Below are 25,023 nucleotides of genomic sequence, written 5' to 3'. Positions count from 1 at the left end.
GGTGCGCTCAGATGATGCCGAACAGGATCCCGGCGGCAAGCACCACGAGCGAGGTGAGGACCGCCCACTTGACCGTGAACCGCGTGTGGTCGCCGAACTCGACCTTGGCCATGCCGACGAGGACGTACACGGCGGGCACGAGCGGGCTCGACATGTGCAGGGCCTGCCCGGCGATGGAGGCGCGGGCGATCTCGATGGTGGAGACGCCGTGCGCGTTGCCCGCCTCGGCGAGCACGGGAAGCACGCCGAAGTAGAAGCCGTCGTTGGACATGAAGTACGTGAGCGGGATCGAGAGCAGCCCGGTGACCAGGCCCATCTGGCCGCCCATGCCGTCGGGGATGGCGTTCACGAGCCAGTCGGCCATGTGGTCGACCATGCCGGTGCCGGTGAGCACGCCGGTGAAGACGGCGGCGGCGAAGACCATGCCGGTGACGTTGAGGACGTTCTCGGCATGCGCGGCGATGCGGGCCTTCTGGTCGGGCATGTGCGGGAAGTTGACGGTCAGGGCCAGGGCCGCGCCGAGCAGGAACAGGACCGGGATCGGCAGCCACTCCATGATCATGGCGGTGAGCAGCAGGACGGTCAGGCCCGCGTTGAACCAGTAGAGCTTGGGCCGCAGGGTGGGGCGGTTCGGGTCGAGGCCCTGGAAGCCGTCGTCGTCGGAGTCGTCCGTAGGGGAGTCTCCGGCGGAGTCGGACGCCGCGCCGGAGGCCGCCGCACTGGAAGCTGCCGCGCCGGAGGCCGCCGTACCGGAAGCCGCCGCACTGGAAGCGCCCGCATGGGAAGCGCCCGCACCGGCACCGGTACGCCCGGACCCGCCCGCCGAGCCCCCGCCCTTCACGAAGCTGACCCGCTCTGCCCGGCCCTCGTCGCCGCCCGCGCCGACGAGCACCGGCTCGCCCGCGACCGTCTCGCTCTCCAGGACCTCGTCGAGCGAGAGCACCCCGAGGCGCTTGCGCTCGCGCAGGCCGAGGGCGTACGCGAGGACGAAGACGGCGAGGAGGCCGACCGCGAGCGCGGGGATCATCGGGACGAAGATGTCGCTGGCGTCGACCTTGAGGGCGGTGGCCGCGCGGGCCGTGGGGCCGCCCCAAGGCAGCGTGTTCATCACGCCGTTGGCGGTGGCCGCGACGCCCGTCATGACGACGAGGCTCATCTTCAGGCGCTTGTACAGCGGGTACATCGCCGACACGGTGATCATGAACGTGGTGGAGCCGTCGCCGTCGAGCGAGACGATCGCGGCGAGCACGGCGGTGCCGACGACGATCCGCATCGGGTCCGCCTTGCAGAACCGCAGGATGCCCCGGACGATCGGGTCGAAGAGGCCGACATCGATCATGACGCCGAAGTACACGATGGCGAACATGAGCATCGCGGCCGTGGGCGCGAGATTGCCCACGCCCTCGAGGACGTAGTCCCCGAAGTGGGCGGCCTTGCCTACGAAGACGCAGAACAGCGCGGGGATGAGCACCAGTGCCGCGATGGGCGACATCTTCTTCATCATGATCAGCACCAGGAAGGTGGCGATCATGACGAATCCGAGGATTGTCAGCATGGGAGCTACCTATCGTTCACCATCGAACTGCCACCAGGTCTGGCGGTTCGGATGACGGTAGGACCCGCTTTCGAGCGTTAACAAGATGTTGACGTGTGAGCAATAAGCGCAAAACTCCAGGTCAACGCGGTGCTGTGGGGGACGGGCTCGTTCCGCTCCCTCTCGTCCTACCCGGCTCCGAGTCGCCGGAAGCGGCCCCTGGCGGCAGAAAACTATCGGCGCTAGTTTGACCTCATGAAGCCCCACACCGGCATGTACATCGCGGGGCAGTGGCGCCCCGCCACCACCCAGGACACCACCCCGGTGGTGAACCCGGCCGACGAGCAGGTCATCGCGCACGTCCCCGCGGCCGCCGCCGAGGACGTCGCGGCCGCGGTCGGGGCCGCGCGCGCGGCGCTCCCCGGCTGGCGGGCGACCCCGCCCGCGGAGCGCGCCGCGCGGCTCGCCGCGATCCGCGACGGCCTCGTCGCCCGCAAGGGAGAGATCGCCGAGACGGTCGCCGCCGAACTGGGCGCCCCGCTGCCGTTCGCCGAAGCCGTCCACGCCGGGGTGCCGATCCTCGTGGCGGGCTCGTACGCCGAACTCGCGGCGACCCACCCCTTCGAGGAGAAGGTGGGCAACTCCGTCGTCCACGCCGAACCCGTGGGCGTCGTCGGCGCGATCACCCCCTGGAACTACCCCCTCCACCAGATCGTCGCCAAGGTCGCCCCGGCCCTCGCCGCGGGCTGCACCGTGGTGCTCAAGCCCGCCGAGGACACCCCGCTCACGGCGCGGCTGTTCGCCGAGATCGTGCACGACGCGGGCCTGCCCGCGGGGGTGTTCAACCTGGTCACAGGGCTCGGCCCGGTCGCGGGCCAGGCGCTCGCCGAGCACGAGGGCGTGGACCTCGTCTCGTTCACCGGCTCCACGGCGGTCGGCAGGAAGATCGGCGCGATCGCGGGCGCGGCCGTCAAGCGCGTCGCCCTCGAACTCGGCGGCAAGTCAGCCAACGTCATCCTGCCGAGCGCCGACCTCGCCAAGGCCGTGCACGTCGGCGTCGCCAACGTCATGGCCAACTCGGGCCAGACGTGCAGCGCCTGGACCCGCATGCTCGTCCACACCTCGCGCTACGACGAGGCGGTCGAGCTCGCCGCGCGCGCCGCGGGCAAGTACGGCGAGCGCATCGGCCCCGTCGTCAGCGAGAAGCAGCGCGACCGCGTGCGCGGCTACATCGAGCGGGGCGTGGCGGAGGGGGCCCGCCTCGTGGTGGGCGGCCCCGAGGCACCGCGCGAGCGCGGCTACTACGTGAGCCCCACGGTCTTCGCCGACGTCACTCCCGGGATGACCATCGCCCAGGAGGAGATCTTCGGCCCGGTCGTCTCCCTCATCCGGTACGCGGATGAGGCCGAGGCCGAGGAGATCGCCAACGGCACCGTGTACGGTCTCGCGGGCGCGGTGTGGGCGGCCGACGACGCGGAGGCGGTGGCCTTCGCACGCCGCCTCGACACCGGCCAGGTCGACATCAACGGCGGCGGCTTCAACCCGCTCGCCCCCTTCGGCGGCTACAAGCAGTCGGGCGTCGGCCGCGAACTGGGCCGCCACGGCCTGGCGGAGTACCTCCAGACCAAGTCGCTCCAGTTCTAGCCGCCTCTCCGACAAGCCCTTCCCACTCCCCTGGAGGATTCGCCATCGTGGTCCGCGCCGCCGTACTGCCCGCCATCGGTTCCCCGCTGGAGATCACCGACATCGAGCTGCCCGACCCGGGTCCTGGCCAGGTGCGGGTGCGCCTGGCCGCCGCCGGGGTCTGCCACTCCGACCTGTCCCTGACGAACGGCACGATGCGCGTACCGGTCCCCGCGGTGCTCGGCCACGAGGGCGCGGGCACCGTGCTCGCCGTGGGCGAGGGCGTCACCCACGTCGCGCCGGGCGACGGCGTGGTCCTCAACTGGGCGCCGTCCTGCGGCGACTGCCACGCCTGCGGGCTCGGCGAGGTCTGGCTGTGCGGCAACGCGCTCACCGGCGCGGGCGCCGTGTACGCCCGCAGCGCCGACGGCACCGAGCTGCACCCCGGCCTGAACGTGGCCGCGTTCGCGGAGGAGACGGTGGTGGCCGCGGCCTGCGTCCTGCCCGCGCCCGCGGGCGTGCCCCTCGCCGACGCCGCCCTCCTCGGCTGCGCCGTCCTCACCGGCTACGGCGCGGTGCACCACGCGGCGCGCGTCCGCGAGGGCGAGACGGTCGCCGTCTTCGGCGTCGGCGGGGTGGGCCTCGCCGCGCTCCAGGCGGCGCGGATCGCCGGGGCGGCCCGGGTGCTCGCGGTCGACGTGTCCCCCGAGAAGGAGGCCCTGGCCCGCGCGGCCGGCGCCACGGACTACGTCGTCGCCTCCGACGGCACGGCCCGTGAGCTGCGCGGACTCACCGGCGGCCACGGCGTCGACGTGGCCGTGGAGTGCGTGGGCCGCGCGGTCACCATCCGCACCGCCTGGGAGTCCACCCGCCGCGGCGGCCGCACCACGGTCGTCGGCATCGGCGGCAAGGACCAGCAGGTCACCTTCAACGCCCTGGAGATCTTCCACTGGGGCCGCACCCTCTCCGGCTGCGTCTACGGCAACACGGACCCGGCACGGGACCTGCCGGTCATCGCCGAGCACGTACGGGCCGGGCGGCTCGATCTGGGGCTGATGGTGACGGACCGGATCGGCCTGGGGGACATTCCGGGGGCGTTCGAGAACATGGTGGCGGGGAAGGGCGGCCGGGCGCTGGTGGTGTTCTAGGGCGGCGGTCGGGCACCTCAGCCCCGCTGTCGGGACTCAGCCCCGCTGTCGGGGCGTCGGGACCGCGACCGTGACACCGCCACCCCCGCGAGGCACAGCGCCCCGCCGCCGAGCGTCACCGCGCCCGGCACCTCGTGCAGGGCCGCCCACGACAGCAGCACCACGAGGGCGGGCACCGCGTACGTCGTCGCGCCCATCCGCGTCGCGGTCGTACGGGACAAGGCGTAGGCCCAGGTGGTGAAGGCGAGCGCGGTCGGGAACACGCCCAGGTACAGCATGTTGAGCGTCGCCGACGCCGGGGCGCGCGCGGCGTCGTGGACGAGCTGTCCGGCGAACGGCAGGCACGCCACCGCGCCCACCAGACAGCCGTACGTCGTCACCTGGAGCGGGCTCGCGCTGCCCAGGGCGGGCTTCTGGGCGACGATCCCCACCGCGTACCCCAGGGCCGCGACCAGGCACAGGACCACGCCGAGCAGCGACGCGTCGCCGCCCCCCGACATCGAGAGGCCGACGGCGACCACGCCCGCGAACGAGAGGGCGAGGCCCGCGAGCAGCCGCGGCGCCAGCGGCTCGCCGAGGAGCCGGGAGCCGAAGAGCGCCACGAGGAGCGGCCCGACGTTCACCAGGAGCGCGGCCGTGCCCGCGTCGACCTGCTGCTCGCCCCAGTTGAGCGCCACCATGTAGAGCCCGAACCACAGCAGCCCGGAGAGGGCGATGCCGCGCCACGCGGACCGGGGCGGGAGCCCTTCCCCGCGGACGACACAGATGAGGCCGAGCACGAGGGCCCCGGTGAGCAGCCGCCCCAGCGCGAGCGCCCCCGGCGCGTAACTGGCGCCCGCGCTGCGCACGGACACGAACGCGGAGGCCCACAGGACCACGGTGAACGCCGCGGCACCCGCGGCGAGCAGCTGGGGGCGCCGGGACGGGGCCGCTGTGGACGACGCCGCGGTCCCGGTCGCGCCTTGAGTGACAGTCATGAACGAAACGTACGGGGCCGACAGTTCGGCCCCGGCCGAAAGGTCCGGCGCGGGCTCAGCCCGTGGCGGCGCACACCCGCTCGTACTGCAGGGCGAGCCCGTCGAGCAGGGCCGCGAGCCCCGCGTCGAAGGCCCGCTCGTCCACCAGCTCCTGGTGCTCCGCGAGCAGATGGGCCTGGCCGAGGTGGGGGTAGTCGGCCGGGTCGTACGCCGCCTCGTCGTCGACGAAGCCGCCCGCGAAGGAACCGAGCGCGGAGCCCATGATGAAGTACCGCATCAGCGCCCCGATCGAGGTGGCCTGCGCCGGGGGCCACCCCGCGTCGACCATGGCGCCGAACATCGCGTCCGCGAGGCGCAGGCCCGCGGGGCGGCGGCCCGGGCCGCGGGCGAGCACGGGGACGATGTTCGGATGCCGGGTGAGCGCGGCGCGGTAGGAGACGGCCCAGTCGTGCAGCGCGGCGCGCCAGTCGCGGCCGTCCTCGAACATCGACAGGTCGACCTGCGCGCTCACCGAGTCCGCCACCGCTTCCAGGATCTGGTCCTTGGTGGCGAAGTGGTTGTAGAGGGAGGGCCCGCTGACGCCCAGTTCGGCGGCGAGGCGGCGGGTGGAGACCGCGGCGAGGCCCTCGGCGTCCACGAGGGAGCGCGCCGCGTCGACGATGCGGTCGCGGCTGAGGAGGGGCTTGCGCGGTCGGGCCATGCGGCACATAGTAGGGCTGCCACCAGAAACTAGCAGTGCTAATTAAAACTCCGTCGGGCGGGGAGGCTTCGATGAACCTGGAGCTCAGCGAGGAGCAGGACGCCGTCAGGCGGCTCGCCAAGGACTTCGTCGAGCGCGAGATAGCCCCGCACGCGGCCGCCTGGGACCGGGCCGAATGCGTCGACAAGGCCATCGTGCGCAAGCTCGGCGACGTCGGCTTCCTCGGCCTCACCATCGACGAGGCGTACGGCGGCAGCGGCGGCGACCACCTCGCGTACTGCCTGGTGACCGAGGAGCTCGGCCGCGGCGACTCCTCCGTGCGCGGCATCGTCTCGGTCTCCCTCGGGCTCGTCGCCAAGTCCATCGCCGCCTGGGGGAGCGAGGAGCAGAAGCGGCAGTGGCTGCCCTGCCTCACCTCCGGCACGGCCGTGGGCTGCTTCGGGCTCACCGAGCCGGGCACGGGCTCCGACGCGGGCAACCTCACCACCAGGGCCGTCCGCGACGGCGACGGCGCGTACGTCGTCAACGGCACCAAGATGTTCATCACGAACGGCACCTGGGCCGACGTCGTGCTCCTGTTCGCGCGGACGAACGACGCGCCCGGGCACAAGGGCGTCTCCGCCTTCCTCGTGCCGACGGACGCGGCAGGGCTGACCCGCCGGGCCGTGCGCGGCAAGCTCGGCCTGCGCGGCCAGGCCACCGCCGAGCTGGTCCTCGACGACGTCCGGGTGCCCGCGGGCGCGCTGCTCGGCCCCGAGGGCAAGGGCTTCTCGGTGGCCATGGCGGCCCTCGCCAAGGGGCGGATGTCGGTGGCCGCGGGGTGCGTGGGCATAGCCCAGGCCGCCCTCGACGCGGCGGTGGCCTACGCGACCGAGCGCGAGCAGTTCGGCCGGAGCATCGCCCACCACCAGCTCGTCCAGGAGCTGCTCAGCGACATCGCCGTGGACGTGGACGCGGCCCGGCTGCTCACCTGGCGGGTCGCCGACCTCGTCGACCGCGGCCTGCCGTTCGCCACCGAGTCGTCCAAGGCCAAGCTGTTCGCGTCGGAGGCCGCCGTGCGCGCCGCGAACCAGGCGCTCCAGGTCTTCGGCGGCTACGGCTACATCGACGAGTACCCGGTCGGCAAGCTCGTGCGCGACGCCCGGGTGATGACCCTCTACGAGGGCACGAGCCAGATCCAGAAGCTGGTGATCGGGCGCGCGCTGACCGGAGTCTCCGCCTTCTGACCGGCCCTTCCGCCCTCCGGAGGCGGCAGGGCCACTTGCCTAAGCGCTTGCTCACCCTCAGGGTAGGGTGACGGTCCGGATCGGTGGAAGGGGTGCGCATGGGCGCGGCGAAGGAGACTCTCGGCGAGGAACAGCCGTGGGCCGAGGTCAGTCCCGACGCGGCGAGGCGGCTGCTGGTCGCCGCGGTCGAGGCCTTCGCCGAGCGCGGCTACCACGCCACGACGACCCGTGACATCGCGGGCCGCGCCGGGATGAGCCCGGCCGCGCTCTACATCCACTACAAGACCAAGGAGGAGCTCCTCCACCGCATCAGCAGGCTCGGCCACGACAAGGCCCTGGCCATCCTGCGCAGCGCGGCCGACGGCGGGGGCAGCGCCGCCGAGCGGCTCGCCGACGCCGTGCGCTCCTTCGTCCGCTGGCACGCCGGGCACCACATGACCGCACGGGTCGTGCAGTACGAACTCGACGCGCTCGGCCCCGAGCACCGCACCGAGATCGTGGCGCTGCGCCGCAGGTCCGACGCCGCCGTGCGCGAGATCATCAACGACGGCGTGCGCGCGGGCGAGTTCGACGTCCCCGACGTCCCCGGCACCACCCTCGCCGTGCTGTCCCTGTGCATCGACGTGGCCCGCTGGTTCAACGTCGAGGGGCGCAGGACGCCGGACGAGGTCGGCGCGCTGTACGCCGACCTCGTGCTGCGGATGGTGGGGGCGCGGACCCCTGCCGACGCGGAGCCGGAACCGGCTCAGAAGTAGTAGCGCGACACCGAATCGGCCACGCACGCGGGCTTGTCCGCGCCCTCGCGCTCCACCGTGACCGCCGCCGTCACCTGCACCCCGCCGTCCTTCGTCGGCTCCGCCTCGGTCAGCGCGACGGTCGCGCGCAGCCGTGAGCCGACGGGTACGGGGGAGGGGAAGCGCACCTTGTTCGTGCCGTAGTTGAGGCCCATCCGCATGCCCTCCACGCGCAGCACCTGCGGGACGAGCACGGGGAGCAGCGACAGCGTCAGATACCCGTGCGCGATCGTCGCCCCGAACGGCCCCGCGGCCGCCCGCTCCGGATCCACGTGGATCCACTGGTGATCGCCGGTGGCCTCCGCGAACAGATCGATCCGCTTCTGGTCGACCTCCAGCCAGTCGCTGTGCCCCAACTGCTCGCCGACCGCGGCGCGCAGCTCATCGGCTGACGTGAAGATCCTCGGCTCTGCCATGTGCGGGCCTCCCGTAGATGGGCGAAACTAAGCGCTTGCTCAGCATGCTGGGTGCGCCGACCGGTGTCAACGCACGGACCAGTAGGCTTCGAGGGGTGCCCCAGATCCCAGAGAAGATCCACGAACTGACCGTCGGCCAGGTGTCGGCGCGCAGCGGCGCCGCCGTGTCGGCGCTGCACTTCTACGAGGCCAAGGGGCTCATCAGCAGCCGCCGCACCTCGGGCAACCAGCGCCGCTACAGCCGTGACACGCTGCGCCGCGTCGCCTTCATCCGGGCCGCGCAGCGGGTGGGCATCCCGCTCGCGACCATCCGCGACGCCCTGGCGGAGCTGCCGGAGGGGCGGACGCCGACGCGGGAGGACTGGGCCGGGCTCTCCCAGACCTGGCGGTCCGAACTCGACGAGCGCATCAAGCAGTTGGGCCGCCTCAGGGACCACCTCACGGACTGCATCGGCTGCGGCTGCCTGTCCCTGGAGACCTGCGTCCTGTCCAACCCGGACGACGTCTTCGGTGACCGCCTCGTCGGCTCCCGCCTCCTCAACGAACGCCGCGCCGCGCGCTGACCCGCGGCGGCCCCCGCGCCGACCGCCCGGGAACTCCCGCCGTCGCACCCCGGAGCGCGCCCGAGTCCTTTCCGCGCGGCGCCGTGAGGTGTACATGTACGTCACGCGCCCCGGCGGCGATCGCTTCGGCCGCCGCCCGGGCACGGCGTCATGACACACACGGGGACCACACACACGGGGAGAGCCGATGAGCGTCGTCATCTGCTCGTTGAAATGGGAAGCGGCCCGCTCGGGCCGGCAGCGCATCACCTATGACAGCGACGGGTACCACCTGGTGCGCTTTCCGTACGCCGCGGACGAGGAGGCGTACGACCCCTGGCGCATGCACGACCCGCTGCACGGCGCCACCAAGCCGTCGAAGTTCCCCGACGCGCGCTCGGGCCTGATATGGCCCAGCCACGACGGTTGGGGCACGCTGTCGGCGATGGTCTTCTGGGAACCCGACAGCAGGCCGACGGAGTACCGCGCGCGCTTCGTGCGCGACCCGCTGAACCTCTCGACGGGCTACGACTCCACCGCCACCACCGACTTCGTGCCCACCCGCGGCGGTCAGTACCGCACGTACAGCTGGCAGATGTTCGTGCACCCGGGGACGCCGGTGGGCCTGAAGATCTCCGCGCGCGGCCCCGGCGACGTGCAGCTCGCCGCGCCGCTCATGCTGGCCGAGCTCAAGCTGGCCATCCAGACGGACGTCGTCAGGCCCTAGGTTCGGCTGTCCCTCAGGCGGAGACCAGCGATCGCGAGCGCGACCGCCGCACCGCCTCGGGGGTGAGGACCGGCGCGGGCACCACGATGCCGCAGCCGGTGCAGACGGGGCCTGCCGACGGGACGTGCGCCAGGCCGTAGCGCCATTCGAGGGCCGCGTCGCCGCACACGGGGCAGGCGGCGCCCGGCTCTCGTTCCAGTGCGGTGATGAGCCTGCGCAGCACGTCGGCGAGCGGCGCGGAGGGGTGCACGTCCGGGTCGTCGCACCAGGCGACCCCGTGCCCGCCCCACGTGCAGCGGTGCCAGTCGTCGACGCTGCCGGGCCGGCGCAGGCCGTCGTGCTTCTCCCGGCGGCGGCGGCGCGCGAAGCTCTCCTCATAGGCGAGCCACACCGTGCGGGCCGCCTGCAGTTCGTCGAGCGCGGCCACGAGCCGCGCGGGGTCGGGCGACCGGTCCTCGAGACCGAAACCCGCGCGGGAGCACAGGTGGTCCCAGGTCGCCCGGTGGCCGTAGGGGGCGAATCTCTCCAAGCACTTGCGCAGTGAGTACCGCCGCAGCGCCAAGTCGCTGTGCGGGTCACGCACCTGTCTCGCGAGACTCCGGAATCCGGCCATCGCCCTGCACCTCCGTCACACTTCTCGGACGTCGCCAGTGACCCGGCGGACATCGAGTAGACGTATCGACACGCGATTTGGTGCCATCCGATTTCCGATGGCTACTCATCAGCGCGTTCCCCGCAGGTCAGCGTCAATGCGTGACGGATGTGGAGGTGCCGTGGGGGCCGGGGCGCACAGGTCGCGCACAGACTTCGCACAGGTCCGGAGCGAGCCCCCGCGCGCACCCGCGGACCGCCCGGGGCGGGGCGGCCGCATCGGTGACGGGCGGCCGCGGCGGAGACGGGCGGCCACGGCGGAGCGACGGCTTGTGGCGGTTGTGAAAAGGCGACGGTTGTTCATCTTTCAGGTTCGACAACCCAGCAGTAACCTCCGCCGCGACGGCCATCCGGAGGAGCATCCATGCGACTACGCAGCGCACGGCTCAGAACCCTCACCACCTCGGCGGCCCTGGCCCTCGGCGCCTCCCTGCTGCTCGCGCCGGGCCCCGGCGCGGCCGCCGCCGAACCGCCGCCCGCCGCCCCCGACTTCTGCGGCGACGGCTGCGCGGACGTCCTGCCGCCCGGTGCCAACGGCAACGCCACGCTCGCCGAGATCCTCAGCCACCGCGTCCTCGGCACCCGGCCCGCCCACGCCGACGACCAGGTCGGCCCGTACGACGCGCTGGCCACCGGCTACCCCTCGCTGACCGACGACAAGCTCGGCGAGTTCTTCGGCGACTCCTCCTTCGGCGTCGAGCCGGACCAGGTCGCCTCCGTCACCAAGCCGCGCGACGACGTGACCATCACGCGCGACAAGAAGTACGGCGTCCCGCACATCCAGGGCAGCACCCGCTACGGCACCGAGTTCGGCGCGGGCTACGCCGCGGGCCAGGACCGGCTCTGGCTCATCGACCTGTTCCGGCACATCGGCCGCGGCCAGCTGACCCCGTTCGCGGGCGGCGCGCCGTCGAACCAGGGCCTGGAGCAGCAGTTCTGGCCGCAGGCCCCGTACACCGAGCAGGACCTGGAGCGGCAGGTCGAGTACATCAGGACCACGCAGGGCGAGCGCGGCCGGCAGGCCATGGCGGACGCGCAGGCCTACATCGACGGCCTCAACGCCTACCGCACGCAGTCCAAGAACGGCCGCTACTTCCCCGGCGAGTACGTCCTGACCGGCAAGATCGACGCGATCACGAACGTCGGCGAGATCGAGCCCTTCAAGGTCACCGACATGATCGCCCTGGCGTCCGTGGTCGGCGGCCTGTTCGGCAACGGCGGCGGCGGAGAGGTCGAGTCCGCGCTCTCGCTGCTCGCCGCGCAGAACAAGTACGGAGTCGAGAAGGGCAGCCGGATCTGGGAGGAGTTCCGCGCCCGCAACGACCCGGAGACCGTCCAGACCATCCACGACGGCACCCGCTTCCCGTACGCGGGCAAGCCCGACGAAGCGCGCGGCACCGCCCTGCCCGACCCGGGCTCGGTCCAGCGCGAACAGCTCGTGTACGACCGCGAGGGCGGCGCTAAGACCCGGGCCAAGGACCCCGTCAGGGCCCCGAAGAAGCTGAAGCCCCTCCAGGGGATGTACGACGACGGGGTGCTGCCCGCCGACCTGTTCGGCAGGACGGGGCAGCACAAGGGCATGTCGAACGCCCTGCTCGTCTCCGGCAGGCACACCGCGAGCGGCCACCCCGTCGCCGTCTTCGGGCCGCAGACCGGCTACTTCGCCCCGCAGCTCCTGATGCAGCAGGAGCTCCAGGGCCCCGGCATCAGCGCGCGCGGCGTGTCCTTCGCCGGTGTCGGCATGTACGTCCAGCTCGGCCGCGGCCAGGACTACGCGTGGTCGGCGACCTCCGCGACGCAGGACATCACCGACACGTACGCCGTCGAGCTGTGCGAACCGGGCGGCGGCAGCCCCACCAAGCAGTCGGCGCACTACCGCTACCGGGGCACCTGCACGCCCATGGAGAAGCTGGAGCGCAAGAACGCCTGGAAGCCGACCGTCGCCGACTCCACGGCCGCCGGCTCCTACCGCATGCAGGTGTTCCGCACGCAGCTCGGCGTCGTCACGCACCGCGCCACGATCGACGGCAAGCCCGTCGCGTACGTCTCGCTGCGCTCCACCTACCGCCACGAGGCCGACTCGATCATCGGCTTCCAGATGCTGAACGACCCTGGACACGTCAAGGACGCCGCCTCCTTCAAGCAGGCGGCCCAGCACATCTCCTACGCCTTCAACTGGTTCTACGCCGACTCCCGCGACACCGCGTACTACAACAGCGGCGCCAACCCCGAGCGCGCCGACGGCGTCGACCCGAACTTCCCCGTCCACGCCCAGCAGGCCTACGAGTGGCGGGACTTCGACCCGCGGGACAACACCTCGGCGCAGACACCGCCCGCCGCGCACCCGCAGTCCGTCAACCAGGACTACTACGTCTCCTGGAACAACAAGCAGGCCACCGACTACACCTCCGGCGGCTTCGGCATGGGCGCCGTGCACCGCGGCGACCTGCTCGACGACCGGGTCAAGGCGCTCGTCGCGGGCGGCGGCGTCACCCGGGCCTCGCTCACCCGGGCCATGGCCGAGGCGGCCGTCACCGACCTGCGCGGCGAACAGGTGCTGCCGGAGCTGCTCCAAGTCATCGGCGCCAAGGCCGTCGACGACCCCGAACTCGCCAAGGCCGTGCAGCAGCTGGAGGCCTGGCGCAAGGCGGGCGCCCAGCGCAAGGAGACGGCGCGCGGCTCGCACACCTACGCCCACCCCGACGCCGTGCGCGTCATGGACGCCTGGTGGCCGAGGCTCGTCGAGGCCGCGTTCAAGCCCGGTCTCGGCAAGGACCTCTACGACGCGCTGACCGCGCAGCTCGGCGTCGACGAGGCACCGTCCGCGGGCCACGGCCCGACCGGCGCGCACGCCGGATCCGCCTTCCAGTACGGCTGGTGGGGTTATGTCGACAAGGACCTGCGGACCGTACTCGGACAGCCAGCCGAGGGCTGGAGCCGCACCGCGTACTGCGGCGGCGGCACGCTCGACGCTTGCCGTGAGACGCTCCTCACCACCCTCAAGCAGGCCGTCGCCGCCCCGGCGTCAGAGGTCTACCCCGGTGACGCCGCCTGCAAGGCGGGCGACCAGTGGTGCGCGGACGCGGTGATCCACCGCCCCCTCGGCGGCATCACGCACCGCCCGATCCAATGGCAGAACCGCCCGACGTACCAACAGGTGGTGGAGTTCCCCCGACACCGCTGACGGTGCGTGCCCCGAAGGGGCGCGGGGAACTGCGCGCTCAGCCACAACGAACGCGCAGCTCCCCACCCACCCACACTCCAACGGCGCTCACACCCCCAACGGCGCTCACACCCCACCAATCCGCCCGGCCGCACACACAACCCGAGCCAGCTCCTCGTGGCAGATGTCACTGTGCGCCCCGCCGGGAGGACCACCCCGCCTCACCACCGCGGCGGCGTCCACGCTCACGCACCCCCGCCGGGGCACCGCGGAGCCGAGCCGCACGCGCCCGGCGCCGTCCGTGGCTTTGAATCCGTCGAACCCGACGGCGCCCCACCGCTCCCACAGGGCCAGGAAGCTCGCAGAGTCCCCGGCGAGCTTGGAGGCGAGCGGATAGAGCTTGCCGAGGGCGTCGTCGTGGCGCGAGAAACAGGCCACCAGCGGGCCGTCGACCCGCTGCTGCACCCCGCGCAGGGCACCGCCGCGCGACCGGTCGTGCGGCAGCCGCTCGCTGAACGCGTAGTGCGAGAAGGCCCCTTGCAGCAGCGTCGCCGACTTCACGCACTCCACTCCCGCGGGCATGCCGCGCAGCGCGTACGACACCAGGCGGGCGCCGAAGCTGTGCCCGACCAGGTGCACCCGGAGCCGGGGCACGTCCGCGTCGAGCAGCCCGAGCGCGGGCCCAAGGCCCAACTGGCCGACGGCGCCCGCGCGGCGCTTCATCGCGTAGTAGGAGCCCTGGCGCAGCAGTTCGCGGGCCCCGTGCCACAGCCGTTTGCGCAGCCCGCCGAGGAGTTCGGGGTGGTCGCCCGTGCTCGCGAGGGCGGCGGCCAGGACCTCGCAGACCTCGACCGCGTCGTCGGTGAGCATCGCGGGCTCGCCCGCGCCGGTGTCGTCGGCGAACTCGTGCGCGGGGCTGGACTCGCGCACCGCCACCAGGTCGCGCACCTGCCGCGCGAACTCGTCCAGGCGGGAGCGGACCTCGGAGCGCTCTTCGAGGAGCCGGGCCAGGCGGTCGATCCGCGCCGCCTGCTCGGGTCCGGGGAACACCTGGGCGAGCAGCCGCCGCGTCGGTTCGTCGAGGGCGGGCGGCGCGGGGACCCCGGGGGCCGCGGACGGCTCGAAGTCCGGGATGCGCTCGTCGGGGAAGCGCACCGAGGGCCAGAGCACGCCGACGTAGCCGAGGCGCACGTCCGGCCCCGCGAGCGCGGCGAAGGGGGTGAAGAAGCGCCGGTACAACGCGCGGGCACGCCGCTGGTCGTTGTTCCAGCCATGAGCGAACACCAGCAGATCGGTGACGCGCTCGTCCTCGGCGCCGGACAGGAGCCGGTCGCGCTGCGCGGCGTCGACGTCCCCGTCGGCGTCGAAGGTCAACTCCCAGTAGGGCTCCACGACCACCATCGTCCCGCCGCACGGGGCCGCTGGCCAGATCCGCGGCATGACATACCGGATGTTTCCTGTGATCACGGGACACTGGACGGCGGAAACAGGCAGCAAATCAGGACACGGAGGCCGGTGCCGTCCCCCGGACGCACCGGCCCCCGTGCGTCACCGGGGCGGGTGGCCGTAGCCATCGCCCGGCGCGGCGGGCGGCGCGGCCACGGGCGCGGCGGCGGCCTTCCGTTCGCGCGCGTAACGGTTGGTGCCCGGCAGCCAGGCACACACGATCAGCGCGACCGTGGCGAGCAGCGTCACGAAACTGAACGCCATGACGGAATCGGGTTCGTAGTCCCCCAAGATGAGGAAATGGGGGAACAGGGCGATCACACCCGAAATGGTAAGGAGAACGCGCGTCCACGTCGCCGCCTTCTTACGGGCGCAGAGCGTGAATACGAGCACGGCCACGGCGGTGAATAGGGCGAACCCGGCGCGCGCCGCGAGCGTACCGGCCCGTTCGCTGACCAGTTCGTCCCAGAGGGGTCCGGAGAGGGACTTGATGTCGGCCGCCGACGTATTCGACGGCAGTCCCACGACGTCCGGGTGGTCGTCGACGACGTCCAGGATGTTCTCCTCGGCCAGGCCGTCGCCGCCCGCGAACACGACCACCGCGCCGATCACTGCGGACACCACCGAGACGGCAGAGGTCCAGACCAGGGTCGTGAGGGAACCGGGGCGCCTGGTCGCGCGGGCCGCTCGGGCCGCGCTGCGGGGGCCGGGCGGCGCGGGCGCGACCTGGTATTGACTCACGGGGTTCAACTCTCCTCGCAGAGATGGTGGTTGATCGGGATTGCCTTGACCTTTCCACGGGTACCGCGAACGCATCCAGGTTTTTCTGGAATAAATCCCCAGATAATTTGGGGTGATCGGGGGATCAGTTTCCGCTGCGGCTATGCTGCAATGCCGTAAAACGCAAAGAGCATCAGCCATGAGCGTCAAAGGAAGCGGAGAGAGAAAGTTCGCATGGTCTTATCCGGTCCTCCGCAGTACCCCGCGGAACTGCTCGACACCACCATGGATCAGCTGCGGACGCTGCTCGCCGTCCATGAGCACGGCACGGCGCTCGCCGCCGCGCGCCAGCTCGGCCGTGAACAGTCCAGCGTGCAGAAGCAACTGGACACGCTGAACCGCACGTTCGGCACGCTGTGCGGTGAGGCGCTCGTCCTCAAGCGCGGCCGGGGCAAGGACGTCCTGTTCACCGCGACCGGCGAGCATCTCGTCGCCCTCGCGCGCGGCACGCTGACCGCCTGGACGGACGGCATCCACGACGCCCGCCGCCGGCTCGGCCGCACCCTGTCCGTCGGCTCCACCCGCTACACCCTGGGCTTCCTCCTCGACGCCGTGGAGCGCGTCAGTGACGCCTATGAACGCCGGGGCGTCGACCTGAAGGTGACGCATGTGCGCACCGGCGATCTGTTCGCCCGGCTGCGGTCCAAGGAGCTGGACCTGGTGTGCGGCAGCATCGTCGTCACCGAGGGCCAGGAGGCGGAGCTCGATCCCTACGAGGTGATCGAGTGGCGCCGCAGCGGCCTTTCGATCCTCACGAACCTGCCGCCCGGGAAGCTGCCGGGGCCCACCTTGCCCGCGAGCGCGCTCACCGGCCTGCCGCTCGTGGTGTCCGCGGGCGGTCTCATCGCCCATTTCCTCACCGCCTGGTACGGCGCCGACTTCCGCAAGGAGATGTCCATCGCGGCCGAGATCGAGGCCGCGCACTACGGCTTCGAACTCCTGCGCTCCGGTGTGGTCAGCGGCGCGATGCTGGTCACGCGCGGCATCGCGGAGGCCGCCGAGTCCGGCAGCCTGCCCGAGGCGGGCGGCCTGCGCCGCCTCGACGTCATCGGCGACGTCGGGCCAAGGACGGAGGTCCTGGTGGGCGTCTTCACCCGCCGCGGCGACCGTGCCTCCTACGACGCGCACCACCCGCTGAACCTCCTGTGGGGCGCGCTCGCCAAGGACAACGAACGCTGGTGGCTCAGCGAGTGAACCCCCGCGCCCGGCACGGCCGGAGCCCCCGCCCCGACCGCCCCCCCGCCCCGACCGTCCCGCCGCCCCTGCCTCACGAGGACTGCCGGTGGGCCGCCGTGACGTCGTGCAGATGTATGAGCACGTCGTGCGACGGCGTCAGCGCGATCTTGTACGGACCGTCGGGCCAGCCCGCGCCGATGCTGTACGTCGTCCGGGCCGTGCGGAGCCAGGAGCGGGCGGCCTCAGGGGCCGTGCGCAGGTCGACGTAGTAGTTGTCGTGGCGGACCCGGTCGAGTGTGTGCTCGTTCATCTCCGGGGTGGCCGGGCCCACCGAGAAGGACTTCCAGGCCCCGTCCCCGCCGGGCTGCGCCATGAAGGAGCCCCGGTCGAAGGTGAAGCCCACGCTCACGTACTTCTTGCCGAGGCGGTCGCGCAGGAAGGCGCCCTGCATCTTCGGATAGCGCGGGTCGTACGAGGCGTATGAGACATGGGCGTTGTGCGCGGAGAGCAGGACCTTCGTGCCGGTGTGCCGCTGCCACCAGGCGGTGTTCTCCGCCATGATGCGGTCGCGGTACAGCATGGCGGCGCGGTCGCCGTCCGGGGTGTTCAGCTCGAAGGCGTAGATCGTCGCGGTCTGCTGGACGGACCGGGCGTGGTGCAGGGCGAGGGCGAACCGCTTGCCGCCGTGCTCCGGCCGGCGCTCCTCCAGGAGCCGGTAGGCCGTCCGGGCCCGCTCCGCGAGGCGCTCGCGCTCCGCCTGGGGCCTGCCCATGTGCGCGTCGCCGTCCGTCAGGCGCCGCAGCGGCGCGTACAGCTCGGTGATGCGGGGGAGCAGGTCGGGCTCGTGCCGCCGCACGTAGTCCGTCACGCCGTCGTACAGCTCCTCGCCCGTCTGCGGGTAGTTGAGGTCGTTTCCCATGAAGCGGAGCTGCCGCTTCGGGTGCTCGTCGTTGTACGCGCGCATCCACGTGAGCAGGTCCACGTACTCCTCGGTGTCCCAGGGGGTCTTCGCCAGCTCGCGGTGGACGAGCGCGCGCACGTCGCCCGGGCCGCCGCGCACATAGGCGTCGAAGCGCAGCCCGGTCGTCCAGCTGACCTCCTGCGCGAAGGTGGTGAAACCCTTGTCCTCGACCAGGTGGCGGAAGACCCGGTCCTTCATGGTGAAGAACTCGTGCGAACCGTGCGTGGCCTCGCCGAGGCCCACCACCGTGGCGCCGCCCACCATCGCGTCCAGCGGCCGCAGGTCCTTGTCCGCGCCGCCCGGTCCGGTCGACCGCAGCGGGTGCGCGACGCTTTCGAGGGCGCGCACCGGATCGTCCTCGCGCGCCGCCGCCCCGGCGCTCTGCGGGGCGATCAGCGCCCCCGCGCCGACCGCGGCCGCCACCAGCAGCGGGGCCGTGCGCCGCGCCGTCCTTGCCGTCCGTGCCATCCCGAACCACCCCTCAACTCGCCTGCCGCGCAACCGCCTCGACCTGAATCACGATCCCGGCTGCGACGACTCGTCACCAGCCGGGAGGCCCCCAGGACGGGAGGGGGGTACGCGCACCCTGAGGACTACCGGAAAACCGGTAGGGGACGCGGAGCCGCGGCCCGGCACGGTCCGGATGTCCCCTTCCACCTGGCATACCGACCGGTTAGTCTGCTGTCGCGCCACGCCAGCGAGCCAGCAGCGAGGCAGCAGCGAGGCAGTGAGGCCGCGCGGCAGTGAGGCCGCGTGCGGCAGTGTGTGGTCGAGGCCGAAGGGGAGACCGTGGAGAGCTTGCGGGACAAGGGAGTCGTCGTCACCGGCGCCGGGGGCGGGATAGGGGCCGCGCTGGCCCGCCGCTTCGCCGCGGCCGGCGCCCGGGTCGTCGTCAACGACCTGGACGCGGCCAAGGTCACCGCCGTCGCCGAGGAGATCGGCGGGCTCGCCGTGCCGGGCGACGCCTCCGGGATCGCGCCCGCCGCGCTCGCCGCCCTCGACGGCCGCGTCGACGTCTACTGCGCCAACGCGGGCCTCGCGTCCGGCGGCACCGAAGCCGCCGACGAGCAGGTGTGGGCGAGCGCCTGGGACGTGAACGTCATGGCGCACGTACGGGCCGCGCACGCGCTGCTGCCCGCCTGGCTGGAGCGCGGCGAGGGCCGGTTCGTGTCCACGGTGTCCGCCGCCGGGCTGCTCACCATGGTGGGCGCCGCCCCGTACAGCGTCACCAAGCACGGCGCGTACGCCTTCGCCGAGTGGCTGTCCCTCACCTACCGCCACCGGGGCCTCAAGGTGCACGCGATCTGCCCGCAGGGCGTGCGCACCGACATGCTCACCGCCGCCGGGTCCGCGGGCGAACTCGTGCTCGTGCCCACCGCCGTCGAGCCGGAGGACGTCGCCGACGCGCTGTTCGCGGGGATGGCCGACGACCGCTTCCTGATCCTGCCGCACCCGGAGGTCGCGGAGTACTACCGGGCCCGGGCCGCCGCCCCCGACAAGTGGCTCACCAGCATGAACCACATCCAGCGGAAGTGGGAGGCGACGCGGCTGCCGTAGCCGGTCAGTGGGAAGATCCTTCGGCGGGAACCGCGTTGTCACCGGAGACCGTGTGAACGATCGAACACAGTCATGCGCACGCATCAGCGGGCACCACAGGAAACGGAAGGCAGGTGGCGGCAGTGGCCAGGACGACGGACGGTGACGGCACGCCCGTCCCGCAGCGGCTGCTCGCCGCCGCCACCCGGCTCTTCGCCGACCGCGGCTACGACCGCACGTCCGTGCAGGAGATCGTGGAGGCGGCCGGCGTCACCAAGGGCGCGCTGTACCACTACTTCGGCTCCAAGGACGACCTGCTGCACGAGGTCTACGCCCGCATGCTGCGGGTCCAGCAGGAGCGGCTCGACGCCTTCGCGGACGCGGACGCGCCCGTGGAGCGGCGGCTGCGGGACGCGGCGGCCGACGTCGTGGTCACCACCATCGCGAACCTCGACGACGCCGCGATCTTCTTCCGGTCCATGCACCACCTCAGCCCCGAGAAGCACAAGCAGGTGCGGGCCGAGCGCCGCCGCTACCACGAACGCTTCCGCGCGCTGGTCGAGGAGGGCCAGGAGTCGGGTGTCTTCTCCTCCGCGACCCCGGCGGACCTGGTGGTGGACTACCACTTCGGCTCGGTCCACCACCTGTCCACGTGGTACCGCCCGGACGGCCCGCTGTCCCCGCAGCAGGTCGCGGACCACCTGGCGGACCTGCTGCTGAGGGCCCTCCGCCCGTAAGGCTCCGCAGGGGCCGTGCCCGTCCCGCCCGACGGGACGGGCACGGCCCCGGGCGCTGACCCGTCGCAGCGCCGTCCCGGCCCACCGCAGGTCAGACGTACCGCTTCAGCTCCCGCCGCGCCAACGACCGCTGATGCACCTCGTCCGGTCCGTCGGCCAGGCGCAGCGTCCGTGCCGCGGCCCACAGCTCCGCCAGCGGGAAGTCCTGGCTCACCCCGCCCGCGCCGTGCAGCTGCACCGCGTGGTCCAGGATGTCGACGACCGCACGGGGCGTCGCGATCTTGATGGCCTGGATCTCCGTGTGCGCCCCCTTGTTGCCCACGGTGTCCATCAGCCACGCCGTCTTGAGCACGAGCAGCCGCAGCTGCTCCACCGTCACGCGCGCGTCGGCGATCCACTGCTGCACCACGCCCTGCCGGGCCAGCGGCTTGCCGAAGGCGGTGCGGTCGACCGCCCTGCGGCACATGAGCTCGATCGCCCGCTCGGCCATGCCGATGAGCCGCATGCAGTGGTGGATGCGGCCGGGGCCGAGCCGCGCCTGGGCGATGGCGAAGCCACCGCCCTCCTCGCCGACGAGGTTCGTCACGGGCACGCGCGCGTGGTCGAGGACGACCTCGGCGTGCCCTCCGTGGGAGTGGTCCTCGTACCCGTACACCGTCATGGCGCGGCGCACCTCGACGCCGGGGGTGTCGCGGGGGACGAGGACCATCGACTGCTGGCGGCGGATGTCCGGCCCCTCCGGGTCCGTCTTGCCCATGACGATGAAGACCTCACAGCGCGGGTTCATCGCCCCGGAGATGTACCACTTGCGGCCCGTGAGCACGTACTCGTCGCCGTCGCGCCGGATGTGCGTCGTGATGTTCGTGGCGTCGGACGAGGCCACCTCCGGCTCCGTCATCGCGAACGCCGAGCGGATCTCGCCCGCGAGCAGCGGGGTGAGCCAGCGCTTCTGCTGCTCGCCGGTGCCGAACTGGGCGAGCACCTCCATGTTGCCGGTGTCGGGCGCCGCGCAGTTCAGGGCCGTGGGCGCCAGATGCGGGCTGCGCCCGGTGATTTCCGCGAGGGGCGCGTACTGGAGGTTCGTCAGGCCCGCGCCGTGCTCGGCGTCCGGCAGGAAGAGGTTCCACAGCCCCTGGCGGCGGGCCTCGGCCTTCAGGTCCTCGACCACGGCGGGCGTGTCCCAGGGGGAGGCGAGCCGGGCCCGCTGCTCGTCGGCGACCCGCTCGGCCGGGTACACGTGCGCGTCCATGAAGGCGAGCAGCTTGCCGCGCAGCTCTTCGGTACGGGCGTCGAATGCGAAGTCCATGGGTCCGGATCAGCCTTCCTGGAGGGTGGTCAGGCCGTGTTCGATGAACAGCGGCACCAGTTCGCCGATGCGGTCGAAGCCCGCGCCGACCGTCTGGCCCAGGGTGTAGCGGTAGTGGATGCCCTCCAGGATCACGGCGAGCTTGAACCAGGCGAACGCCGTGTACCAGGAGACCGCGGACACGTCGCGCCCGGAGCGGGCCGCGTACCGCTCGATCAGTTCGGCGGGGTCCGGGTGCCCCGGAGCGCCCGCCGTGGTGCTTACGGGCGATTCGGGCACCTCCAGGCGCACGCTGTACATCACCAGCAGGCCCAGGTCCGTCAGCGGGTCGCCGAGCGTCGACATCTCCCAGTCGAGGATGGCCGCGATGCGGTCCGTCCCGCCGGAGGAGTCGATGAGGACGTTGTCCAGGCGGAAGTCGCCGTGGACGACGGCGGGTGCGGGCGAGGCGGGCAGCGCCCGGCCGAGCGCCGCGTGCAGCTCGTCGATGCCGGCGAGCTCGCGCCCGCGCGAGGCCGCGAGCTGCTTGCCCCAGCGGCGCAGCTGCCGGTCGAGGAACCCCTCGGGCCGCCCGAAGTCGTCGAGCCCCACGGCGTCGGGCGCGACCGCGTGCAGGTCCACGAGCGCGTCGACGAGGCCGAGCACCGCGGCCCGGGTGCGCTCGGGCCCGAGCGGCACGAGCTGCTCGGCGGTGCGGTACGGCGTGCCCTCCACGAACTCCATGACGTAGAAGGGCGCCCCGATGACCGACTCGTCCGCGCACAGCAGCACCGGGCGCGGCACCGGCACGGCGGTCGGGTGCAGCGCGCTGATCACGCGGTGCTCGCGCCGCATGTCGTGCGCGGTGGCCAGCACGTGCCCGAGCGGCGGGCGGCGCACCACCCAGCGGTCGGTGCCGTCCGTGACGGTGTACGTGAGGTTCGACCGGCCGCCCTCGATGAGGCGGGCGGTGAGCGGGCCGCCGCCGAGCAGTCCCGGACGTTCGCGGTCGAGGTGGCCGCGCAGCCGGTCGAGGTCGAGGCCGGGCGGATGGTCTGCGCTCATGGGCGGTCGCTCCTGATCGTGGACGGGCAGTCGTCGAACTGGCGGACAATGCGCTGGCGTTCATGATGCCGACCAGTCGGTATGTCGTCCAGAGAGGCTGCTCGAACGTGATCAGGATCGCGGCCGCAGGGGGCCTTCAGGCGGTCGGGTGCGGGACCCGGGCGGTCAGTGGTCGTCCCAGTGGCCGTCGTGGGCCGCGTGCCGGTGCCCGTCGTGCACGTAGTCCACGTGGTCGCCGTGCGCTACGGAGGCGTGTCCGCAGTCCGTGCCGTGCTGGTGGTCGTGGCCGTCGTGCGGGACGTGCCCGCCCGGTTCGCACTCGTCGTAGTGGCCGCCGTGCGCGCGATGCAGATGGCCGTCGTGGGCGTAGTCGACGTGGTCGCCGTGCGGGACCTCGGGGTGGCCGCAGGCGGGGCCGTGCGCGTGGTCGTGGGCGGCGTGTTCCTGGTGGGCGGTGGTCATGGGTCTGCCTCCCGAAAGGGGCCGGATGACCCTCTCAGGCTAGTCCTCGATGCCCCTTTGGTCCCGTTGTGCCACCGTTCTCCGTAGTGTCATGACTGCGTAAGGCGACTCGATGAAAGCGATCAGCTACCGCGCGTACGGCGGTGCCGAGGTCCTGGAGTACGGCGATGTGCGCGACCCGAAGGTCGGGCCCGACACCGTCCTGGTGAAGGTGCGGGCCGCGGCCGTCAACCCGGTCGACCACAAGTGCCGCGAGGGGTACCTCGACGCCGTCCTCGACCCGGTCTTCCCGGTGATCCCCGGCTGGGACGTGGCGGGCGTGGTGGTCCAGCCAGGGGTCGCCGTCCCGGAGTTCACCGTAGGCGACGAGGTCATCGGCTACGTGCGCGAGGACTTCCTGTCCCGCGGCACGCTCGCCGAGTACGTGGCCGCGCCCGTGCGCACCCTGGCCCGCAAGCCCCGCAACCTCACCTTCGAGGAGGCCGCGGGCCTGCCGCTCGCCGGGCTCACCGCGTACCAGGTGGTGCACAAGGCGCTCGCCGTGGGCGAGGGCGACGTCGTCCTGGTGCACGCGGCCGCGGGCGGCGTCGGCTCCTTCGCCGTCCAGCTCGCCCGGCACGCGGGCGCCCGCGTCATCGGCACCGCGAGCGAGCGCAACCACGCCTATCTGCGGGAGCTGGGCGCCGAGCCCGTCACCTACGGCGAAGGCCTCGCCGACCGGGTGCGCGCCCTGGCCCCGGAGGGCGTCGACGCAGCCTTCGACACCGTGGGCGGCGACACCCTGAAGGTCTCCGCGGAGCTGCTCGCGCCCGGCGGCCGGCTCGCCTCCGTCGCCGACGGCTCCGTGATCGGCCTCGGCGGCCAGTACTGCTTCGTCCGCCCCGACGCGGACGACCTGCGGCGCCTGACCGAACTCGCGGAGCAGGACGTGCTCACCGTCCACGTCGACGCGACGTTCCCGCTGGAGCGGGCGGCGGACGCGCACCGGCTGAGCGAACAGGGGCGCACCCGCGGGAAGATCGTGGTCACGGTGGACTGGGCGGCGGAGGGGGAGGCGGCCCAGCCCTAGGCCTTGCCGCCGGCGCCGCGCCGGCGGCAAGGCCTAAGCGCTTCGCTGGAAGTGTCGCGCTGTGCCGTCCTTCTGCTGCGGCGCCATCGTGGCTGGTCGCGCCCACGCGGCGGAGCCGCACATGTGCACAGCCCCGCGCCCCTTCGGGGCGCGCCCGTACCGCAGCGGACTTCACCAAGGCCGCTTAGAACACCGTCACCAGCGCGCACAGTGCCAGCGCCGCCGTGCACAGGGCCGCCGTCGTCGCCGCCCGCGCGCTCAGCGCGCGCGGCCGCGCCACGGCCAGGTCGGTGATCCTGCGGTGCGCCACCGCGAGGAAGCCGAGCCAGAGCAGCAGGGACAGCGCGCACGCCACGACGCCCGCCGTCGACGCGCCGCGGTGCAGGGCCGTCCGCGCCGCCAGCACCGCGGCGACCGTGCACGTCAGCGTCGTACGCCGCCACGCGAGCCGGGTGCGCTCGGGCTGCAGCCCCGGGTCCCGGGCCGCGACCGCCCCGTGCGTCACCGCCTCACCCCTCCCACCCGAAGAGGACGACCGCCACCATCGCGAGGGCGACCACGGCCACCGCGAGGCTGAGCAGCGCGGGGAAGCGCGAGGCCGGGAGGTCCTCGCCGCGCCGCATGGCCCGCTCGCACCGCACCCAGTGGTTGACCGCCCGCAGCGAGCACAGCACCCCGGCGGCGAGCAGCGCGAGCGCGAGCCCGACGCGGGCGCCCCAGCGCAGGTCCGGCAGGAACTGGTCCACGGCGAAGCCGCCGCCGACCAGCGCGAGCGCGGTGCGCAGCCAGGCCAGGAAGGTGCGCTCGTTGGCCAGCGAGAAGCGGTAGTCCGGGGTGGCGCCCTCGTCCCGGAGCCGGGCGGGGCTGAACCACAGCCGGATGCTCCGCAGAGCCCCGGCCCCGGCCCCGTCCCCGGCCGCCGCCGGGGCCTCGCCCGTTCTCGGCCCGTCCGGCCCGTCCGGCCCGCCCGGCCCGCCCGGCCCGCCCGGCCCGCCCGTCATCGTG

General features: G+C 72.7%; 24 protein-coding genes. 11 read left to right on the top strand and 13 right to left on the bottom strand.

The window, feature by feature from the left end:
- Positions 1–7: 7 nt before the first annotated feature.
- Positions 8–1,555 carry a CitMHS family transporter gene (locus IG74_RS0130815; RefSeq protein ID WP_030684075.1) on the bottom strand — a complete coding sequence of 516 codons (1,548 nt, stop codon included), beginning with the start codon at positions 1,553–1,555 and terminating at the stop codon, positions 8–10.
- A 234-nt stretch (positions 1,556–1,789) separates the two neighbouring features.
- Here IG74_RS0130815 and IG74_RS0130810 point away from each other — a divergent pair, with 234 nt between their 5' ends.
- Both IG74_RS0130810 and IG74_RS0130805 read left to right on the top strand, forming a co-directional pair.
- Positions 1,790–3,178 carry an aldehyde dehydrogenase family protein gene (locus IG74_RS0130810; protein WP_030684074.1) on the top strand — a complete coding sequence of 463 codons (1,389 nt, stop codon included), beginning with the start codon at positions 1,790–1,792 and terminating at the stop codon, positions 3,176–3,178.
- A gap of 44 nt (positions 3,179–3,222) precedes the next feature.
- On the top strand, positions 3,223–4,305 hold the full coding sequence (locus tag IG74_RS0130805) for a zinc-binding dehydrogenase (protein WP_199818905.1): 1,083 nt from the start codon (positions 3,223–3,225) through the stop codon (positions 4,303–4,305).
- A 17-nt stretch (positions 4,306–4,322) separates the two neighbouring features.
- Here the strand turns inward: IG74_RS0130805 and IG74_RS0130800 are convergent, their stop codons facing one another.
- Together IG74_RS0130800 and IG74_RS0130795 are read right to left on the bottom strand one after the other, a co-directional pair.
- On the bottom strand, positions 4,323–5,282 hold the full coding sequence (locus IG74_RS0130800) for a DMT family transporter (RefSeq protein ID WP_051855687.1): 960 nt from the start codon (positions 5,280–5,282) through the stop codon (positions 4,323–4,325).
- A 55-nt stretch (positions 5,283–5,337) separates the two neighbouring features.
- Positions 5,338–5,982, bottom strand: a complete 645-nt coding sequence (locus IG74_RS0130795) for a TetR/AcrR family transcriptional regulator (protein ID WP_030684068.1) — start codon at positions 5,980–5,982, stop codon at positions 5,338–5,340.
- A 71-nt stretch (positions 5,983–6,053) separates the two neighbouring features.
- Between IG74_RS0130795 and IG74_RS0130790 the strand changes: the two genes are divergently transcribed.
- Positions 6,054–7,208 carry an acyl-CoA dehydrogenase family protein gene (locus IG74_RS0130790; RefSeq protein WP_030684066.1) on the top strand — a complete coding sequence of 385 codons (1,155 nt, stop codon included), beginning with the start codon at positions 6,054–6,056 and terminating at the stop codon, positions 7,206–7,208.
- 98 nt (positions 7,209–7,306) lie between these two features.
- Positions 7,307–7,963 carry a TetR/AcrR family transcriptional regulator gene (locus tag IG74_RS0130785; protein WP_030684065.1) on the top strand — a complete coding sequence of 219 codons (657 nt, stop codon included), beginning with the start codon at positions 7,307–7,309 and terminating at the stop codon, positions 7,961–7,963.
- Here IG74_RS0130785 and IG74_RS0130780 read toward each other — a convergent pair.
- Positions 7,954–8,418 (bottom strand): MaoC family dehydratase, encoded by a 465-nt coding sequence (locus IG74_RS0130780; RefSeq protein ID WP_030684064.1) that lies wholly within the window; start codon positions 8,416–8,418, stop codon positions 7,954–7,956. The two genes, IG74_RS0130785 and IG74_RS0130780, sit on opposite strands and share 10 nt — an antisense overlap.
- Before the next feature lie 95 nt (positions 8,419–8,513).
- On the opposite strand from IG74_RS0130780, the gene soxR reads away from it, so the two are divergent.
- Both soxR and IG74_RS0130770 read left to right on the top strand, forming a co-directional pair.
- Positions 8,514–8,981 carry a redox-sensitive transcriptional activator SoxR gene (gene soxR, locus IG74_RS0130775; RefSeq protein ID WP_030684062.1) on the top strand — a complete coding sequence of 156 codons (468 nt, stop codon included), beginning with the start codon at positions 8,514–8,516 and terminating at the stop codon, positions 8,979–8,981.
- Between the two features lie 187 nt (positions 8,982–9,168).
- Positions 9,169–9,687 carry a hypothetical protein gene (locus tag IG74_RS0130770; RefSeq protein ID WP_030684061.1) on the top strand — a complete coding sequence of 173 codons (519 nt, stop codon included), beginning with the start codon at positions 9,169–9,171 and terminating at the stop codon, positions 9,685–9,687.
- Between the two features lie 13 nt (positions 9,688–9,700).
- On the opposite strand, the gene IG74_RS0130765 is transcribed toward IG74_RS0130770, so the two are convergent.
- Positions 9,701–10,300: a hypothetical protein gene (locus IG74_RS0130765; protein WP_030684058.1), complete on the bottom strand. Its 600-nt coding sequence runs from the start codon at positions 10,298–10,300 to the stop codon at positions 9,701–9,703.
- Between the two features lie 402 nt (positions 10,301–10,702).
- On the opposite strand from IG74_RS0130765, the gene IG74_RS0130760 reads away from it, so the two are divergent.
- Positions 10,703–13,522 (top strand): penicillin acylase family protein, encoded by a 2,820-nt coding sequence (locus tag IG74_RS0130760; protein WP_030684057.1) that lies wholly within the window; start codon positions 10,703–10,705, stop codon positions 13,520–13,522.
- A gap of 105 nt (positions 13,523–13,627) precedes the next feature.
- Here IG74_RS0130760 and IG74_RS0130755 read toward each other — a convergent pair whose 3' ends face one another.
- Both IG74_RS0130755 and IG74_RS46390 read right to left on the bottom strand, forming a co-directional pair.
- Positions 13,628–14,902 carry a hypothetical protein gene (locus IG74_RS0130755; protein ID WP_030684056.1) on the bottom strand — a complete coding sequence of 425 codons (1,275 nt, stop codon included), beginning with the start codon at positions 14,900–14,902 and terminating at the stop codon, positions 13,628–13,630.
- 147 nt (positions 14,903–15,049) lie between these two features.
- Positions 15,050–15,568, bottom strand: coding sequence for a hypothetical protein (locus IG74_RS46390; RefSeq protein ID WP_051855706.1), 519 nt, complete (start codon positions 15,566–15,568; stop codon positions 15,050–15,052).
- 333 nt (positions 15,569–15,901) lie between these two features.
- On the opposite strand from IG74_RS46390, the gene IG74_RS0130745 reads away from it, so the two are divergent.
- Positions 15,902–16,921 (top strand): LysR family transcriptional regulator, encoded by a 1,020-nt coding sequence (locus IG74_RS0130745; RefSeq protein ID WP_030684052.1) that lies wholly within the window; start codon positions 15,902–15,904, stop codon positions 16,919–16,921.
- A gap of 73 nt (positions 16,922–16,994) precedes the next feature.
- Here the strand turns inward: IG74_RS0130745 and IG74_RS0130740 are convergent, their stop codons facing one another.
- Positions 16,995–18,332 carry an erythromycin esterase family protein gene (locus IG74_RS0130740; RefSeq protein ID WP_030684050.1) on the bottom strand — a complete coding sequence of 446 codons (1,338 nt, stop codon included), beginning with the start codon at positions 18,330–18,332 and terminating at the stop codon, positions 16,995–16,997.
- A gap of 330 nt (positions 18,333–18,662) precedes the next feature.
- On the opposite strand from IG74_RS0130740, the gene IG74_RS0130735 reads away from it, so the two are divergent.
- Together IG74_RS0130735 and IG74_RS0130730 are read left to right on the top strand one after the other, a co-directional pair.
- Positions 18,663–19,421 carry an SDR family oxidoreductase gene (locus IG74_RS0130735; RefSeq protein WP_420709966.1) on the top strand — a complete coding sequence of 253 codons (759 nt, stop codon included), beginning with the start codon at positions 18,663–18,665 and terminating at the stop codon, positions 19,419–19,421.
- A gap of 122 nt (positions 19,422–19,543) precedes the next feature.
- A complete protein-coding gene (locus tag IG74_RS0130730; protein ID WP_030684047.1) occupies positions 19,544–20,137 on the top strand; it encodes a TetR/AcrR family transcriptional regulator in 594 nt (197 codons plus the stop codon).
- Positions 20,138–20,228: 91 nt separating this feature from the next.
- On the opposite strand, the gene IG74_RS0130725 is transcribed toward IG74_RS0130730, so the two are convergent.
- From IG74_RS0130725 to IG74_RS0130715, 3 genes are all read right to left on the bottom strand, one after another.
- Positions 20,229–21,443, bottom strand: coding sequence for an acyl-CoA dehydrogenase family protein (locus IG74_RS0130725; RefSeq protein ID WP_030684046.1), 1,215 nt, complete (start codon positions 21,441–21,443; stop codon positions 20,229–20,231).
- 9 nt (positions 21,444–21,452) lie between these two features.
- Entirely contained in the window at positions 21,453–22,487 is a 1,035-nt protein-coding gene (locus IG74_RS0130720) for a phosphotransferase family protein (RefSeq protein ID WP_030684044.1), read from the bottom strand.
- 165 nt (positions 22,488–22,652) lie between these two features.
- Positions 22,653–22,949, bottom strand: a complete 297-nt coding sequence (locus IG74_RS0130715; protein ID WP_030684042.1) for a hypothetical protein — start codon at positions 22,947–22,949, stop codon at positions 22,653–22,655.
- Positions 22,950–23,061: 112 nt separating this feature from the next.
- Between IG74_RS0130715 and IG74_RS0130710 the strand changes: the two genes are divergently transcribed.
- Positions 23,062–24,018, top strand: coding sequence for an NADP-dependent oxidoreductase (locus tag IG74_RS0130710; RefSeq protein WP_030684041.1), 957 nt, complete (start codon positions 23,062–23,064; stop codon positions 24,016–24,018).
- A gap of 184 nt (positions 24,019–24,202) precedes the next feature.
- Here IG74_RS0130710 and IG74_RS0130705 read toward each other — a convergent pair whose 3' ends face one another.
- Both IG74_RS0130705 and IG74_RS0130700 read right to left on the bottom strand, forming a co-directional pair.
- The gene (locus IG74_RS0130705) at positions 24,203–24,523 is read right to left on the bottom strand and encodes a DUF202 domain-containing protein (protein ID WP_030684040.1); all 321 of its coding nucleotides are present in this window, start codon (positions 24,521–24,523) and stop codon (positions 24,203–24,205) included.
- A 4-nt stretch (positions 24,524–24,527) separates the two neighbouring features.
- Positions 24,528–24,908 (bottom strand): YidH family protein, encoded by a 381-nt coding sequence (locus IG74_RS0130700; protein ID WP_030684037.1) that lies wholly within the window; start codon positions 24,906–24,908, stop codon positions 24,528–24,530.
- Between the last annotated feature and the right edge of the window lie 115 nt (positions 24,909–25,023).

The organism is Streptomyces sp. NRRL B-1347 (assembly GCF_000720325.1).
In the GTDB taxonomy this organism is placed as follows: domain Bacteria; phylum Actinomycetota; class Actinomycetes; order Streptomycetales; family Streptomycetaceae; genus Streptomyces.
Note: the sequence above shows the minus strand (reverse complement) of the source record. Positions and strands in the feature narration are given on the sequence as shown.